Annotated in this window: 11 protein-coding genes and 1 pseudogene; 3 read left to right on the top strand and 9 right to left on the bottom strand. The window is 73.4% G+C overall.

The features are described 5' to 3' along the window. Positions 1-8: 8 nt before the first annotated feature. Complete coding sequence (locus OG948_RS04810; protein WP_406294096.1) at positions 9-944, top strand: alpha/beta fold hydrolase; 936 nt, start codon at positions 9-11, stop codon at positions 942-944. 90 nt (positions 945-1,034) lie between these two features. Here the strand turns inward: OG948_RS04810 and OG948_RS04815 are convergent, their stop codons facing one another. The 6 genes from OG948_RS04815 to OG948_RS04840 form a co-directional block, all read right to left on the bottom strand. Next, complete coding sequence (locus tag OG948_RS04815; RefSeq protein WP_406294097.1) at positions 1,035-3,263, bottom strand: HelD family protein; 2,229 nt, start codon at positions 3,261-3,263, stop codon at positions 1,035-1,037. Positions 3,264-3,508: 245 nt separating this feature from the next. Further along, the gene (locus OG948_RS04820; RefSeq protein ID WP_406294099.1) at positions 3,509-5,083 is read right to left on the bottom strand and encodes a putative Ig domain-containing protein; all 1,575 of its coding nucleotides are present in this window, start codon (positions 5,081-5,083) and stop codon (positions 3,509-3,511) included. 786 nt (positions 5,084-5,869) lie between these two features. After that, a complete protein-coding gene (locus OG948_RS04825; RefSeq protein WP_406294101.1) occupies positions 5,870-6,886 on the bottom strand; it encodes a TIGR03617 family F420-dependent LLM class oxidoreductase in 1,017 nt (338 codons plus the stop codon). Then, complete coding sequence (locus OG948_RS04830; RefSeq protein WP_406294103.1) at positions 6,883-7,788, bottom strand: SDR family NAD(P)-dependent oxidoreductase; 906 nt, start codon at positions 7,786-7,788, stop codon at positions 6,883-6,885. The genes OG948_RS04825 and OG948_RS04830 overlap by 4 nt, the downstream gene beginning before the upstream one ends. 96 nt (positions 7,789-7,884) lie before the next feature. Then, positions 7,885-8,517, bottom strand: a complete 633-nt coding sequence (locus OG948_RS04835) for a response regulator (RefSeq protein ID WP_406294104.1) — start codon at positions 8,515-8,517, stop codon at positions 7,885-7,887. Next, a complete protein-coding gene (locus tag OG948_RS04840; protein ID WP_406294106.1) occupies positions 8,514-9,761 on the bottom strand; it encodes a sensor histidine kinase in 1,248 nt (415 codons plus the stop codon). Before OG948_RS04840 ends, OG948_RS04835 begins: the two co-directional genes overlap by 4 nt. 272 nt (positions 9,762-10,033) lie before the next feature. On the opposite strand from OG948_RS04840, the gene OG948_RS04845 reads away from it, so the two are divergent. Beyond that, positions 10,034-10,591: a heme-binding protein gene (locus tag OG948_RS04845; RefSeq protein ID WP_395874280.1), complete on the top strand. Its 558-nt coding sequence runs from the start codon at positions 10,034-10,036 to the stop codon at positions 10,589-10,591. A gap of 290 nt (positions 10,592-10,881) precedes the next feature. Here the strand turns inward: OG948_RS04845 and OG948_RS04850 are convergent, their stop codons facing one another. The 3 genes and pseudogenes from OG948_RS04850 to OG948_RS04860 all read right to left on the bottom strand — a co-directional run. Further along, a complete protein-coding gene (locus OG948_RS04850; protein WP_395874282.1) occupies positions 10,882-11,085 on the bottom strand; it encodes a hypothetical protein in 204 nt (67 codons plus the stop codon). Between the two features lie 265 nt (positions 11,086-11,350). Further along, positions 11,351-11,545: a family 1 glycosylhydrolase gene (locus OG948_RS04855; RefSeq protein ID WP_406300185.1), complete on the bottom strand. Its 195-nt coding sequence runs from the start codon at positions 11,543-11,545 to the stop codon at positions 11,351-11,353. Positions 11,546-11,768: 223 nt separating this feature from the next. Next, positions 11,769-11,867: pseudogene (locus OG948_RS04860) on the bottom strand (family 1 glycosylhydrolase); the annotation flags it as partial. 50 nt (positions 11,868-11,917) lie between these two features. Between OG948_RS04860 and OG948_RS04865 the strand changes: the two are divergent. Then, entirely contained in the window at positions 11,918-15,733 is a 3,816-nt protein-coding gene (locus tag OG948_RS04865) for an ABC transporter ATP-binding protein (RefSeq protein ID WP_406294109.1), read from the top strand. Positions 15,734-15,855: the final 122 nt, after the last annotated feature.

Consider the following 15,855-nt stretch of genomic DNA (forward strand, 5'->3'; position numbering starts at 1 on the left):
AGGCGAGCATGACGGCGGACACCAGGGGCACCACGGAACTCGTGGGACACGACCTCACGGTACGCACCGGCGACGGCGCGGAACTGCGGGTGAACGTTGCCGGGCCGCCGGACGCGGCGGTCACGGTCGTCTTCGCGCACGGTTGGACCCTGCACGGCGACGTCTGGCGGACCCAGGTCGGGGCGCTGGTGTCGGCCGGGGTGCGGGCGATCACCTACGACCATCGCGGTCACGGACGATCCACCGCGGGGCGCGCGGCGCCGTGGACGATCGACCTGCTCGGCGACGACCTCGCCGATGTGCTCGACACGGTCGCGCCGAGCGGCCCGGTGGTGTTGTGCGGGCACTCGATGGGTGGCATGACGATCATGGCGCTGGCCGCGGCCCGGCCCGAGTTGTTCGGGTCGCGGGTGGCCGGCGTGGTCCTGGTCGGCACGTCGGCGGGCGACCTGGTGCCCACCGGACGCGGCGTGCCCGCCGCGGTGCGGTTCAGGTCGGCCGCGCAGATCCGGTTCTTCGCGTTCGGCCGGCGACACCCGCGGCTGGCGACCCGGGGGCGCACCCTGCTGCCGGGCCCGGGCCGGCCGAGTCACCTGCGGATCGTGCGGCGCGGCCTGTTCGGCCCGACGGTGGACCCGACGGTGGTGCGCGACTGCGCGCGGATGGTGTTCGCCACGCCGATGGCCACCGTGTGCGGGTTCTTCCCGGCGCTGGTCGCGCACGACAAGGCCGGCGCGCTGACCGCGCTCGCGCGGGTACCGGTGCACATCGTGGTGGGCGCCCACGACCGGCTCACCCCGCTCGCGCACAGCCGGACGCTCGCGGCCGAACTCCCCGAGGCCACCCTGCGGGTGGAGCACGACTGCGGGCACATGGTCTTCACCGAGCGCCCGGACAGCGTGACCGAACCGCTGCGCGACCTGTGTGCCGGCATCGCCCGCTGACCCTCCCCCGCGGGCCGCGGCCGGCCGACGTCCTCGGACCGGCGCGGGGGTCCGGCTCGGGCCGGACCCCCGCCGGGTGCCCCGGGACGCTCAGCTCGGTTCGATCCCGAGCAACTCCGCGGTCCAGTCCGGGTCGGCCGTGACCACGGCCAGCAACCGAGTGGCCCGGGTCAGCGCGACGTAGAGCGTGCGCATGCCGTTGGGCGACTGCTCGACGATCCCGCGCGGGTCGACGATCACCGCGACGTCGAACTCCAGGCCCTTGGCGTCCAGCGCGTCCATCGGCTGCACGCGCGGGTCCAGGCCCTCCAGCTCGGCCGCCAGTTCCTCGGTGGCCCCCACCGGGGTGACCACGCCGATGGTGCCCTCGACCGTCTCCAGCAGCTCGCGCACCAGCTTGCGCACCACCGGCCCGGTCCGCTCGCCCGCCGTGGCGTGCACCCTGGGCGGCTCGCCGCCGCTGCGCACCGCCCGGGCCGGCCGGGCCCCGGGCACCGCCCGCACCAGCACGCGCGCGGCCACGTCGGCCACCTCCACCGGGTTTCGGTAGTTGGTGGTCAGCTCGAACTCGTACCGACGCCGCTCGCGCAGCGCCTCGGCCATCGCCGTCGCCGACGCGCCCGGGTCCTCCCAGGCGCTCTGCGCGGGGTCCTCGACGATGGTCCAGGTGGCGTGCATGCCGCGTCGGCCGAGCATCCGCCACTGCATCGGGGTCAGGTCCTGCGCCTCGTCGATGACGATGTGCGCGTACTCGACCGGCTCGTCCTCGTCCTCGTCGCGCGGCCTGCGCGCGCCGCGCCCGCCGGCCATCCGGTCGGCGTAGGTGGTCACCTCGGTGATCTCGTCCGGGACGTCGCGGCCCACCGTCTCGCCGCTGAAGATGTCCCGGCCGTCCACCACGTACGGGTTGTCCTCGTCCGGGTTGCCGTAGGCGACCGTGCGCTTGCGCGGCAGCGGGCCGAGCAGGCCGGTCAGCTCGTCCATCAGCGCCACGTCGTGGAAGGAGACCTCGCCGGTGCGCGCGGTGCGCGCCCACGAGTTCGCCAGCACGGACACCTGCGTGGGCGTCAGGTCGCGCTCGTAGCGGCGCAGCCGCTCCGGGTCGGCCAGTCCGGCGAGCACGTCCACCGGCCGTTGCAGCGGCCACCACGCGCGCAGGAACGCGGCGAACTCGTCGCGCGCGGCCACGTCCTCGTGGAACGCGTCCTTCTCGCCGCGGCCGGCGCCGCGCGAGAGCAGTCGGCCCCACAACTCGGTGAGCAGTTGGCGGGCCACCTGGAGCCGGGCGGTGTTGGGACCGTTGCGGGTCTTGGCCAGCACCTCGCGGCGGATCCGGCGCAGCGCCTTGTGGTCGAGCACGATCCGGGTGCCGCGGTGCGAGATCGCGAACTCGGTCGGCGCGCCGGCGGGCACGTCGGCGACGGCGCGGCGGAGCAGGTGGGTCATCGCCGCGGCGCCCTTGAGCTTCGCCGCCGCCGCGTCGTCGTGGTAGGCCGCCTCGACGCCGTCGACCATGTCGCCGAGCGAGCGCAGCACCGCGCCGCCCTCGCCGAGCGAGGGCAGCACCCGCTCGATGTAGGCGGTGAAGCGCGGGTTGGGGCCGACCACGAGCACGCCGCGCGAACCGAAGCGGCGGCGGTATTGGAACATCAGGTACGCGACGCGGTGCAGCGCGACGGCGGTCTTGCCGGTGCCCGGGCCGCCGCGCACGATCACCGAACCGTCGATCGGTGCCCGGATGGCCTCGTCCTGCTCGCGCTGGATGGTGGCCACGATGTCGTGCATCGAGCCGTCCCGGGTGCGCGAGAGCGCGGCCAGGAACGCGCCGTCGCCGACGATCACCATGTCGTCCGCGGCGTCCGGGTCGAGCAGGTCGTCCTCGATGTCGACCACCGAGCGGCCTCGGCAGTGCAGCACCCGGCGGCGGACCACACCGCGCGGGTCGTCGGGGGTGGCGCGGTAGAACGCCTCCGCGGCGGGCGCCCGCCAGTCGACGACGAGCACCTCGCTGTCCTCGTCCCGGATGCCGATCCGGCCGATGTGCCGGATCTCGCCGTCGAGCTGGTCGAGGCGGCCGAAGACGAGTCCGTCGTCGGCGGCGTCGAGTGAGCGGGCCCACAGTTCGGCGCGGTAGACCATGACGTCCCGCTCGACCAGCGCCGCGCGCGTGCCGACCTGCGCCTGCCGGTAGCCCTGTTGGAGCAGCGCCTGGGCTTCGTCGCGCATGTGTTCCAGGCGCGTGTAGGAGCGATCGACATGGCCCTGTTCCGCGGCGAGCTCGCGTTCCTTGGCCTGGGGGTCGCCTGCCGGCGCGGGCATAGTGATGCTCCTTGTGATGTGACACAGGTCTGCGCCCACGGTGGACGAGGCGCCGACGATCGTATGGCGTCGCCGGTGCCGTCCCCGCGGGCCGATCCGCCCACGGGGGTTGCGGCTGGGGTCGGGGGTGCTCCCCCGAGGGACACAGTATTCGGGACCCGCGCCGGTCTTCGCGACGCCCGGGCCCGGTGGGTCCGCTCCCGGCGGGCCCGGCGCCCGCTCCCGAGCGCCGCCGGCGCGACCGCTCAGGCGCGCCGGGCACGCAGCCGGCGCAGCGCGACGACCACCCCGATCAGGCCCGCCAGGCCGAGTATCGCCCATAGCCACACGGTCCCGTCCGACCCGCCGTCGCCGCCGGTCCGGCCCGGTGCCAGAGCGGCCTGCGCGGGGCCGCCGGGGGGTGCGGCCGGGGCCGCCACGGTGATCCCGTACCGGGCCTTGGCCTCGTGCCGGGTCGGCGCGTTGTCCGAGACGGTGATCCCGAATCCGGTCTCGCCGGGGGCCGTGGGAGTGCCGGTGATCACACCGCTGTCCGGGTCCAGGGCCAGTCCCGGCGGCAGCGGGTCGTCGGCGACCCAGTGGTAGGGGGCGGTGCCGCCCTGGACGGCGAGTTTGGCGGTGTAGGGCTGCCCGACAACGGCGGGCGGCAGCGCGGCGGCGGGCAGCACCAGTGCGGCCGAGGGCACCGCGTCGACGGGTGCGGACGGGTCGGATTCGCCGACCGCGTTGGTCGCGACGACCGTGTACGAGTAGGTGGTGCCGTTCTCCAGGCCCTGGTCGGTGTGGGTGAGGACGTCCGCGCCCAGGGTGGCCAGGGGCGGGGTCGAACCGGGGTCGCCGTTGGTGGAGCGGCGGATCAGGTAGCCGGTGATCGGGCTGTCGCCGGTGTCCGCGGGCGGCATCCAGGACAACACCGCCTGGCCCTGGCCCGCGGTCGCGGCCAGGCCGCCGGGCGCGCCGGGCTTGCCGCTGCCCAGTCCGGACAGGGTGACGGTGCGGCTGCCGCCGGGGAGGTTGCCGGTCAGGGTGAGTTTGCCGGTTCCGGCTCCGCGCTTGGTCGGGGTGAACACGACCGCGAAGGAGCACGCGGAGCCGCCGGGCACATTGGTGTCCGGGCCGGTCGCGCACGTGGTGCCGGCCGGGTCGATCGCGAACGGTCCCTCGACGGTCGCGGACGCGATCATGAACGGCACGTCACCGGTGGTGGTGATCGGCAGGTTGCGGGTTGCCTTGCGGCCGACCGGCGCCGTGCCGAAGTCGACGGTGGGCGGCAGCTCGCCCACCTGGGCGGCGGGCACGGTGAAGGACAGCAGCGCGTGGCCGTCGCCGACGCCGCCGGACGCGGAGGTCTGGGCGCCGGGGAAGACGATCGGGTCGGCGTACGGGCCGATGCCGCCGGCGGCCGGGGCGAACAACCACGGCAGCGGGGCCGTCGCGGAGAACAGCGTGGTGCCGGTGTCGGCGATCCGCACGACCAGGGTCGCGCCGGCCTGGGCCGGGCTGTTCGCGGCGACCGCGGTCGAGCCGGCCACCGATCCGCCCTGGGTGGCGCCGGCGGCCTTTCCGTACATCGTCGCGGTCATCGCGCTCGCGCCGACCGGGATGGTCACCCGGTGGTCGCCGGTGCCGGTGATCGCCGTCTGCACCTGGGTCGTGCCGCCCGGCGCGGTCGGCGCGGCGGGCCGGGTCCGGGCCGCGCCGGGGCGACCGGCGCCGGCGACCGCCGCCGGCGCGAGCGCGGCGAGCGCGCACACCGTCGCGAGCAGCCCCGCACCGAGTGCACCAGGGCGCGGGATACGACGGCGGATGGCGCTGTGCATGGAGATGGACCCCCGGGTGGGCTGCGGCTCTCGATACCGGACGGCACCGGACGGCCCACCGCTATCCCCGGTTCACGGGGTCGGCGGATTCCGCGCGCACGGCTTTTCCGGCAGCTCCTCAGCGCGGATGCTAGCGCTCACCGGGAGCGACCGGGAGTACTCCCCGCGAGAAGATCACCCGTTGGAATTCGCTGGTCCCGGCCGCCCGTACGGGTGCGACCCGGCAAAGCTGACCATCCGTCAGATTTTGTGGTCGCCGGCGTCGCCCGGATCGGCGCCGGCTCCTCGGTCGCCGGCTCGTCGACGCGCCCGCCCGGCCACACCTCGGGCCGCCCCCGGGGCCGCGACCAGTCCGCGCCGTCGCGCGTGTCGGCGCCGAATCGGGGGCCGAGCACGGCGATCACCACGAGGAACAGGACCAGGGACCAGGCGACATACGCGTGCACGGCACACTCCCGATGGTGCGATGGAATCGGCCTGCGCATCGACCAGGCCAGCTCCCATTCTGAGTACGACTGGCCTGCCGACAAAGGGCCAATTTCGGGGAGGTGGACTGTGTTCGGCGATCGGTGCGGATCGGAAATGGCGATCCTCCGGCGCGAAGGGGTGTCGAGGCGGCATCGTGGCCTCAGGCTCCCGCCGGGCCCGGGACGGTACCGGCGGGGCGGCCGGCGGCGTGCACCTCCCCCCAGTGCGCCGCCGAGGAAGACGGGCCCGCGGGCATTCCCCCCGCCCGCGGGCCCGTCGCCCCACTCCCGCCGGCATCGGGGCGGTCGGGCACCCGCGTCAGCGCAGCGCGAGCACCACGTCGCGGATCCGCGCGTCGTCGGCCGGATCGACCGGCAGCGGCACCGTGACCGCGTCCGCCAGCCCGCCCCAGCGCTCCGTGATCAGCGCGGGCAGTTCCTCGTACACCGCCATCGGCACCAGCGTGTCGAGCACCTCGTCGGTGACGTGCCGGGCCAACTGCGACCAGTCGTCGCGGCGGACCATCACCCGCAACCGGTCCTGGAGTTCGCCCCACCCGTACAGGTCCAGCGTGGCGCGATACGCGGGCGTCGAGTACAGGAACGCGAACAGCCGCCGCTGCCGCTCGCGTTCCGCGTCCAGCGCGGCCCGGTCGGGGCCGGCGATCAACTGTGTGCCGGCCACGAGTTCGACCGTGCGCGGGAGCGCCGCGCGCGCGATGCCCTCGGCCAACGCCGGTCGGGCGACCGTGGCCAGCCATCGCGGGCCGGAGTTGGTCGGGTGGGTGACCAGGCCGTCCGCGAGTTCGCCGGCGAGCGCGCACATCGCCCGACCGACGCCGCCCAGCAGGATCCGAGGCGCAACGGTGTCCGGGTCCGGGCCGGGGTTGAAGTACGGCTGCATCCGGGTGAGTCGGTGGTGCGGCCCCTCGTACGCGGGCGGCTCGCCGGTCCGGAACGCCTCGAACGCGGCCCGGACCGCGCCCACGTAGTCGCGCATCCGGGCCACCGGCGGCGACCACGGCATCCCATACCGGTCCTCGATGTTCTGCCGCACCTGGCTGCCCAGGCCGAGCTGGAACCGGCCGCCGGAGAACCTCGCCAGGTCCCACGCGCCGTAGGCGGTGAGCAGCGGGGAGCGCACGAAGGCCAGCGCCACCGACGTGCGCACCACCAGGCGTTCGGTGTGTTCGAGGGCGAGCAGCGCCGCGGCGAACGCGTCGTGCACCGTCTCGGCCACGTGCAGCCCGTCGAACCCGGCCGCCTCGGCCCGGCGCGCGTGCGCCGCCACCTCGCGCAGCGGCAGCCGCGGGTCCATCCCGGTGTAGACCCTCATCGGGTGGTTTCCTCGCCGACCAGTTCCTCGGACAGGCTCCACAGTCGCGCGGCGTCCGCCTCGTCCAGTGCCCACGGCGCGTGCTCGGCGGTGATCGCGCAGTCCGCGAGGTACACGCCGCCGACGTCCGCGAGTTCGGGCGCGGTCGCGGCCCAGACCTGGGTCGCGGCGCCGTTGGCGACCTGCTTGATCGGCGGCATGTTCGAGGCGGTGACCTTGCGCTGCAGATCACGCCCGGCGTCGCGGGTCATGTACCGCCCCAGGTTGGTCGCCACCATGCCCGGGTGCACGGCGTAGGCCCGCACGCCGCGTCCGCGCAGCCGGCGGTCCAACTCCACGGTGAACAGGATGTTCGCGGTCTTGGACGCGCCGTACGCCTGCCAGGGGTGGTACTCCTCGGGCGCCTTCTCGTAGTTGGGGTCCGCCCAGCGGATCCCCGACGCGAGGTGCCCGGCGGAGCTGAGGTTGACCACCCGCGAGCCGGGGCCGAGGGCGGGCTCCAGCAGGGTGGTCCACAGGAAGTGGCCCAGGTGGTTGGTGCCGAACTGCAGCTCGAAGCCGTCCGAGGTACGCCCGAACGGGGTCGCCATCACTCCCGCGTTGTTGACGAGCACGTCCAACGACGGGAAACGCTCGCGCAGTTCGGCGGCACCCGCGCGGATCGAGGCGAGCGAGGTCAGGTCCAGGACGGCGTACTCGACCCGGCCCGGCAACTCCGCGACCACCGCGCGGCCCTTGTCCGCGTCGCGGGCGGTCACCACCACGTGCGCGCCGGCCGCGGCGAGCGCCCGCGCGCTCTCCCGACCCAGGCCGGAGGTGCCGCCGGTGATCACGATCGTACGGCCGGTCGGGTCGACGTCGGCCAGAACCTCGTCGGTGGTGCTGTCGGGTCCGAATGCCATGGCACACTCCGCCGGATAGATGCTTGACTGTGTTCAGCACTATGGGGCGCGGGTGTCGGGATGGCAAGGCCGCGGCGGGGCCGGCGTGACGGATCGTCAGGTCAGCCGGATCAGCCGCCGCTCGGTGGCCACGCTCACCGCGGCGGTACGGGTGTCCACGCCGAGCTTGGCGTAGATGTGGCCCAGGTGGGTCTTCACCGTGGCCTGCGAGATGAACAGTTCCCTGGCGATCTCCGCGTTGCCGACGCCGCGCGCGAGCAGGTGCAGGATCTCCACCTCGCGGGCGGTGAGCGTGGTGTCCGGCCTGCGCATCCGACTGAACAGCCGCGCGGCCACCTCCGGGGCCAGCACGGTGCGGCCCGCGGCGGCGTCGTGCACCGCGCGGAACAGATCCTCGGGGCTGCCCGCCTTGAGCAGATAGCCGGCCGCGCCCGCCTCGATCGCGCGCGAGACGTCGGCGTCGGTGTCGTACATGGTCAGCACCAGCACGTGCGGCGGCTCGGGCAACGCGAGCAGTCGCTCGGTGGCCTCGACACCGTCGATCCCGCCGACCAGTTGCAGGTCCATCAGCACCACGTCCGGGCGCAGCGCGGCGGCCAGCTCGACCGCCTCCTCGCCGCTCGCCGCCTCGCCCGCCACCTCGATGCCGTCCTCGCCGGCGAACAGCGCGAGCAGACCCGCCCGGACGACGGCGTGGTCGTCGCAGACGATCAGGCGGATCGGGTTCACGGTGCGGCTCCTGGGCTCGGGCGGGAGGGGGGCTCGATGCCGACGGCCGGGGTCGGGCCCGGTGCCGGTTCGAAGGGCGTGTCCCGGTCGGCCGTCGGAGGCGGCTCGGTGTCCGCCGCGCCGGAGGAGTCCCGTACGGTCGCGGCCAGCGCGGTGCCCTCGCCCGGGGCGCTCTCGACGGTGAGCTCGCCGCCCACCTCGGCCAGCCGGCGGCGCAGCGAGGGCAGGCCGTAACCGCGCAGGTCGCCCGCCCGGGTCAGGCCCGGGTCGAAGCCGACGCCGTCGTCGCGGATGTCCAGCGCGACCCGGTCCGGCAGGTAGGTGAGGGTCACGTGCACGGCCCGGGCCCGGGCGTGTTCGCGCACGTTGGCCAGCGCGCCCTGCGCGGTCCGGGTGAGCGCGGCCTGCACCGGCTCGGCCAGCGGGCGCACCCGGCCGTCCACGGCGAGCGCGACGCTCGGCCCCTCCTCGCTCCGAAACCGCTCGACCACCCGGGCCAGACCGCCGGGCAGGCCCGGGTCGCCGGCGAGTTCGGCCGGTGCCAGGTCGCGGACGAACCGGCGGATCTCCTCGACACCGAGCGCCGCCACCCGCTCGGCCCGACGCACGTGCGCCCGCGCCGCGTCGGGATCGTTGTCCCAGCCGCGGTCTGCGGCCTGGAGCAACATCCGCAGGCTCGAGGTGCCCTGCGCGATGGTGTCGTGGATCTCCCGGGACAACCGCTCCCGCTCGGCCAGCACCCCCGCCCGGCGCTCGCTGACCGCCAGTTCGGCGACCGTCTCGCGCAGCCGTCGTTCGTCGCTGCGCATCCGGGTGAACACGGCGGTGGCGATCGCGGCCACCGCGGGCGGCCCGAGGAACAGGCTGGGGTCGATGGTGTCGGCGAGCCGGTACTGCGCGATCACCACGGCGGTGGTGAGCAGCACCACCGCGCCGATCGCCGCTCTGGTCGACAACACCCGCAGGCCGGTATAGAGCAGCGGTACCGCACACCACGCGAAGCTCGGCGCGACGGTGACCAGGGCCAGCCAGGTGGCGAGGACCGCGGTCAGCCAGGCGGGCCGCGCGGGCGAACGGTCCTCGGGCAGGGTCAGACCGGCCAGGTAGAGCACGGCGAGCAGCACCGCGAGGGCGAGCACCCACGGGGCGCGGCCGTCGGTGCCGTGCCGGACCGTGTACCGCCCCAGCGACGCGGCCAGCAGCAGCAGGAAGCCCGCGTGGATCACCAGCCCGGCGTGCCGCACGGGCCATGGCTCTGTTCGCTGTCGGGGCACGACGTACCTGTTCCCTGTCCCGCTCGGCTCGATCACGCGCGGCGCGCGCACATCGACGATCCCCTCCACCGTGGACCCGCTCGCGCGGGTCCGGATCAGCCGATCGGTTGATCCTCGCACCGCCCGACCGGCGCGCCGGGACCGGCGGCTTTGCCGATGGCGGACGGGCGGATCGACGGGAGTGTGGAGGCATCGGGGCAACCGCCCGGGAACGACGCAGGAATGTGAAAGAGGTAGGGACGATGAGCAACTTCTCGACGCGTGGTCGGGTTCTGACCGGGGTCTTCTCGCTCGCGGCGGTCGGCGCGGTCACCGCCGGTGTCGCGGCGGCCCAGGTGCCCGGCACGACCGAGGCCAAGCACGACGAGCGCCCCGCGCCCGCCGTGGTGTCGGTCAAGACGCTCGGCGTGGACGCCGCGAGCAAGGCGGCCCAGGCCGCGCTCGACGCCGCCGAGAAGGAGGGCCAGAAGGTCACCGTGGTCGTGGTCGCCCGGGACGGCTCCACGCGTGTGGTGCTCAAGGGCGACGGCGCGGGCCCGCAGTCGGAGGAGTCGGCGCGGCGCAAGGCGTACACCGCCGTGTCCTGGAACGCCCCGACCTCGACGCTGGCCCAGCGGGTCACCGCGCCGGGCGCGTCGCTCCGGGACATCCCGGGCACGCTGTTCCTGGCCGGCGCGGTGCCGGTCGCCGTGGACGGCGCCCCGATCGTGGGCATCGGGGTGGCCGGTGCTCCCGGCGGCGACTTGGACGAGAAGTACGCCGCCGAGGGTCTCAAGGCGATCGCCGGTCAACTGAAGTAGCCGACGCGGCCGAGCGGTCGGGCGGCCGAGCGGTCGGGCGGCCCGGAGGTCGGGTCGCCGAGCGGTCGAGCCGCCGGGGGGTCGAGCGGCCCGCCGTTCGAATCGCCGAGCGATCGAGCGGCCGACCGCCGGGAACATCGCGGACCCTGGTCGATCCCGGGGCCGAGGGGACGAGGCACCGCTCCGTCGCCCCTCGGCTCCGGGATCGGCCGGTTCGCGAAGCCGGCGGCGGTCGGCGCGCGGTCGGCGTGGTCGACACGCGGTCGGCGTGGTCGGCACGATCGGCGCGGTCAGCCGAAGGCCACCGCGCCCTGGACGTTGAACACCGCGCTCTGGAAGGGCAGCAGCAACTGCGCGGGCAGGAAGCTGTCCGGCGTCAGCGGCTCACGGGGCGTCTGCGCGGCGCGCGCCGCGGGAATGTACAGCGAGGCCATCGAGCCGAAGATGACCGCCGTGACGATCACGGCCGCCTTGCGAAATCCGTGCTTGACCATGGAATTGCCCTTCACCGGGGACGTCGGGGAAACGAGTCGGCGTCCCGCCGCGCACCGGAATTCCGGACACGGCTCCGCCGCACCGCCCGGGGATTTCATGGCGGCGCGGCAACTCTAAGGTTTTGTCGGCAAAGGAAAAGACGCCGTTCGCCCTCCCGGGTGACGTCATCGGTTGGCCCAGGGCCCAGGACACGCAATTTCACTCGGAAGGGTGAGGATTGTGCGCCTGCGCGCTCCCGTGCGTGTCCATGTCCGATGCCGGGCGTTATCCGGGCCGCCCGAAACCGATTCGCTCGCGCAACCAGTGAGGGGACACTCGCGGTGTCCGGGTCCCGGTCGGGAAGTCGACATGGATCAAGCCGAAGCGTTGGTGATAGCCCTCGGCCCATTCGAAGTTGTCCGGCAGGGACCGGACGAAATAGCCGCGGACGTCGATTCCGGCTTTGCCCGCCGCGCTCACCCGCGGCGATATGCCCGTCCGGGAACGCGACGCGTTCCGGGTCGTCGAGACCCTCGGCGGTCGAGCACCCGTTCTCGGTGATCCGAATCGGCGGCAGCGCGTCGCCGTGGCGCGCGCCGAGCCCGGGCGGCAGCGTGGTCAATCCCTCGGGCACCACCGGCCGGTCGAACGCGGTACGGACGTGTCCGGCGTAGTCCGCGAATCGGGCGGCGGTGTCGCGCGCGAGCCATCCGCCGCCGTCCTCCGGGGCCTGCGGCAGGTCCCGGTGGAACAGCGTCGGTGTCGGCGTGATGCCGCGTTCGATCAGCGCGTCGAACGTCATCGGGTCATCCGAACATCGTTTCCTCGGTTAACAATTTACAATGGTTGGCTATGACAACCGGACCCGCGCCAGGCCGCCCCGAACACGGCTGGCTGCGCCGACTGATGGCCGCCTCGTGGCGGTATCGGAGCAGTGTGCTGATCGCGTTCGGCGCCTCCCTGGTCGGCATGGCGGTCACCGCGCTGGTCCCGTTGGTGCAGCGCAAGGTGGTCGACGACGCGGTCGCCGGCGAGTTGGGCGGGCTGGTGCCGCTGTCGGTGCTGCTCCTGGGCGCGGCCGCGGTGACCTTCGGTTGTGCGTTCGCGCGCCGCTATGTCGGCGGCAAGTTGTCCCTGGACGTGCAGTACGACCTGCGCACGCGCATCTTCGGCGCACTGTCCCGGCTGGACGGCGCACGACAGGACCAATTGCAGACCGGGCAGATCGTCAGCCGGGGCATCTCCGACGTGACGATGGTCCAGGGCTTCCTGTCGATGATCCCGATGATGACCGGCAGCGTGTTGTTGTTCGTCATCTCGCTCGGCGTGATGTTCTGGTTGTCGCCGTTGCTGACGCTGGTGTCGCTCGCGGTGGGGCCGGGATTGTTCGCGGTGGCCTACCTCTCCCGGAAGCGACTGTTCCCGGCCACCTGGCAGGCCCAGCAGGACGCCGCCGCGCTGGCCGGCGTCGTGGACAGCGCGGTCACCGGGGTCCGCGTGGTCAAGGGCTTCGGGCAGGAGGAGCAGGAGCTGGATCGGCTGGAAACCGCCGGACGCAGGCTGTTCGCCTCCCGGTTGCGCTCGGTCCGGTTGAACAGCCGGTACACGCCGACGCTTGCGGCGATCCCCGCCCTCGGCCAGGTCGGCGTACTCGCGCTCGGCGGCTGGTTGGCCGTCCGGGGCGAGATCACCCTGGGCACCTTCCTCGCCTTCTCGACCTACCTGGGCCAGTTGGTCGGGCCGGTGCGGATGCTCTCGAGTCTGTTGACCTTCGGGCAACAGGCACGGGCCAGCGTCGAGCGCATCTTCGAGGTGATCGACTCCCAGCCGATCGTGACCGAGAAGCCGGACGCCGAGGTGCTGCCGGTGGTGGCCGCCTCGGTGGAGTTGGCCGACGTGCGGTTCGGCTATGTCGCCTCGCGGCCGGTCCTGGACGGACTGTCGCTGCGGGTGGAGCCGGGCGAGACGCTGGCCCTGGTGGGCACGTCCGGATCGGGCAAGTCCACCGTGTCGATGTTGTTGCCCCGGTTCTACGACGTGCAGTCCGGCGCGATCCTGGTGGACGGGCACGACGTCCGGGACCTGACCTTCGACTCGCTGCGATCCGCGATCGGGCTGGTGATGGAGGACAGCTTCCTGTTCTCGGACACCGTGCGAGCCAACATCGCGTACGGCCGGCCGGACGCGACCGAGGAGCAGGTGCTCGCGGCGGCGCGGGCGGCCGAGGCCGACGCGTTCATCCGCGAACTGCCGGCCGGCTACGACACGGTGGTCGGCGAACAGGGGCTGACCCTGTCCGGTGGGCAGCGGCAACGGGTATCGCTCGCACGGGCGTTGCTCACCGACCCGAGGATCCTGCTGCTGGACGACGCGACCTCGGCGGTGGACCCCAAGGTCGAGGCGGAGATCCACGCCACGCTGCACCGGGTGATGGCCGGGCGCACCACGATCCTGATCGCGCACCGCCGCTCGACGCTGCAACTGGCCGACCGGATCGCCGTCCTGGACAGGGGCCGACTGGTGGACGTGGGCAGCCACGACGAACTGAGCGCGCGTTGCCCGCTGTACCGGCTGCTGCTGTCCGGGCCGGGCGAGGACGCCGAGGGTGTGGACGCGCACGAGTCGCTCTCGCTCGCCGCGTCGGTCGCGCCGCCCGACGCGAGCGGGGTCACGCCCGCGCTGTGGGACCGCTCGGCGACGACCGACACGGCGCCCGTGGACCCGGCCGGCGTGGTCGCCGCGACCGCGACGCGCGGCGGTCCGGGCGGGTGGGCGGCGATGCTCCAGGCCACGCCGGAGTTGCTCGCCCAGGTGGACAAGCTCCCGCCCGCCACCGATCGGCCCGGTGTGGACGACGCGCAGGCGCGCCGCTCGGACTCGGCGTTCGATCTGCGCTCGCTGCTGCGGCCGTTCCGCTGGGTGCTGTTGCTCGGTCTGGTCCTGGTGATCCTGGACACCGGCGCCCAACTCGCGCTGCCGGCCCTGATCCGGGACGGGATCGACCGGGGCATCGACGACGGGGCCACCGGCGCGATCATGACGGTGTCGCTGATCGCGGTGGTGATCGTGATCGCCGACTGGTTCGTCAACGTCGCCCAGGCGCTGATCGCGGGCCGCACCGGCGAGCGGTTGTTGTACACGCTGCGGGTGAAGACCTTCGCGCACCTGCAACGACTGGGACTGGACTACTACGAACGCGAGTTGTCCGGGCGGATCATGACCCGGATGACCACCGACGTGGACGCGCTGTCCACCTTCCTGCAGACCGGACTGGTCAGCGCGGTGGTCAGCGTGCTGACCTTCTTCGGGATCATGGTCGCGCTGCTCGTGCTGGACTGGGAGCTCGGGCTGATCGTGATGAGCGTGCTGCCGATCCTGATCGCGGCCACGGTGGTGTTCCGGTCCAAGTCGTCCAAGGCGTACACGGAGGCGCGCGAGAAGGTCAGCGTGGTCAACGCCGATCTCCAGGAGAACGTCGCGGGGTTGCGGGTGTCGCAGGCGTTTCGCCGCGAGGGCCGCAACCGGGAGCGGTTCGCCGAACGCAGCGACGACTATCGCGCGTCGCGGCTGCGGGCCCAGCGCTACATCGCGCTGTACTTCCCGTTCGGGCAGTTCCTGTCCAACCTCGCGGCGGGCATCGCGCTGATCGTCGGCGCGCATCGGGTGGGCGGCGGAACGTTGTCGGCGGGCGCGTTGATCGCGTACCTGCTCTACATCGACATGTTCTTCTCGCCGATCCAGCAACTCTCGCAGGTGTTCGACGGCTACCAGCAGGCGGCGGTGGGATTGCGCCGGATTCGCGATCTGCTGCGCACGCCCACCACGACGCCGCCTCCGGCCGTACCGGTTCCGGTGCCCACGAGTGGGCTCAAGGGGGCGATCAGCTTCCGGGATGTGCGGTTCGCGTACAACACGCCCGCGTTCGGGGACACCGACGAGCCGGGCGAGGGCGCGGCGGTGGTGATGGGTTCGCCCGAGGTGTTGTCGGGCGTCACGCTGGACATCGAGCCGGGCGAGACGGTCGCGCTGGTCGGAGAGACCGGCGCGGGCAAGTCCACCCTGGTCAAGCTGGTGGCCCGGTTCTACGACGTGACCTCGGGCGCGGTCCTGGTGGACGGGGTGGACGTGCGCGACTACGACCTCGCGGACTACCGACACCGCCTGGGCATCGTCCCGCAGGAGGCCTACCTGGCGCCCGGCAGCGTGCGGGACGCGATCGCGTACGGCCGCCCGCAGGCCACCGACGCCGAAGTCGAGGCGGCCGCCCGCGCGGTCGGCGCGCACGCCGCCATCGCCGAGCTCAACGGGGGCTACCTCCACGACGTCGGCGAGCGCGGGCGCAACCTGTCGGCGGGCCAGCGCCAGTTGATCGCGCTCGCCCGGGCCTACCTGGTCGACCCGGACGTCCTCCTGCTCGACGAGGCCACCGCCGCACTCGACCTGGCCACCGAGGCCGCCGTCACCCGCGCCACCGAGGCCCTCACCGGCCGCCGCACCACACTGGTGGTGGCCCACCGTCTCACCACCGCCGCCCGCGCCGACCGCATCGCCGTCATCGACCGAGGCCAGGTGGTGGAACTCGGCACCCACACCGAACTCCTCACCCACCAAGGCCCCTACGCCTCCCTATGGGCAGCCTTCACCGGCACAACCCAACACGCAGCCTGACCCACCCCCACCGCCGCCGGCCCACCCAGGCCACCCCAAGCCAACCCAGCCCGGCCGGCGCATGAGGCAACCCAAGCCAAGCCCCCACACACGGCAACCTCAAAGTGCCGACCGGGCAACAT

This window comes from Embleya sp. NBC_00888 (assembly GCF_045207655.1).
Taxonomy (GTDB): domain Bacteria; phylum Actinomycetota; class Actinomycetes; order Streptomycetales; family Streptomycetaceae; genus Embleya.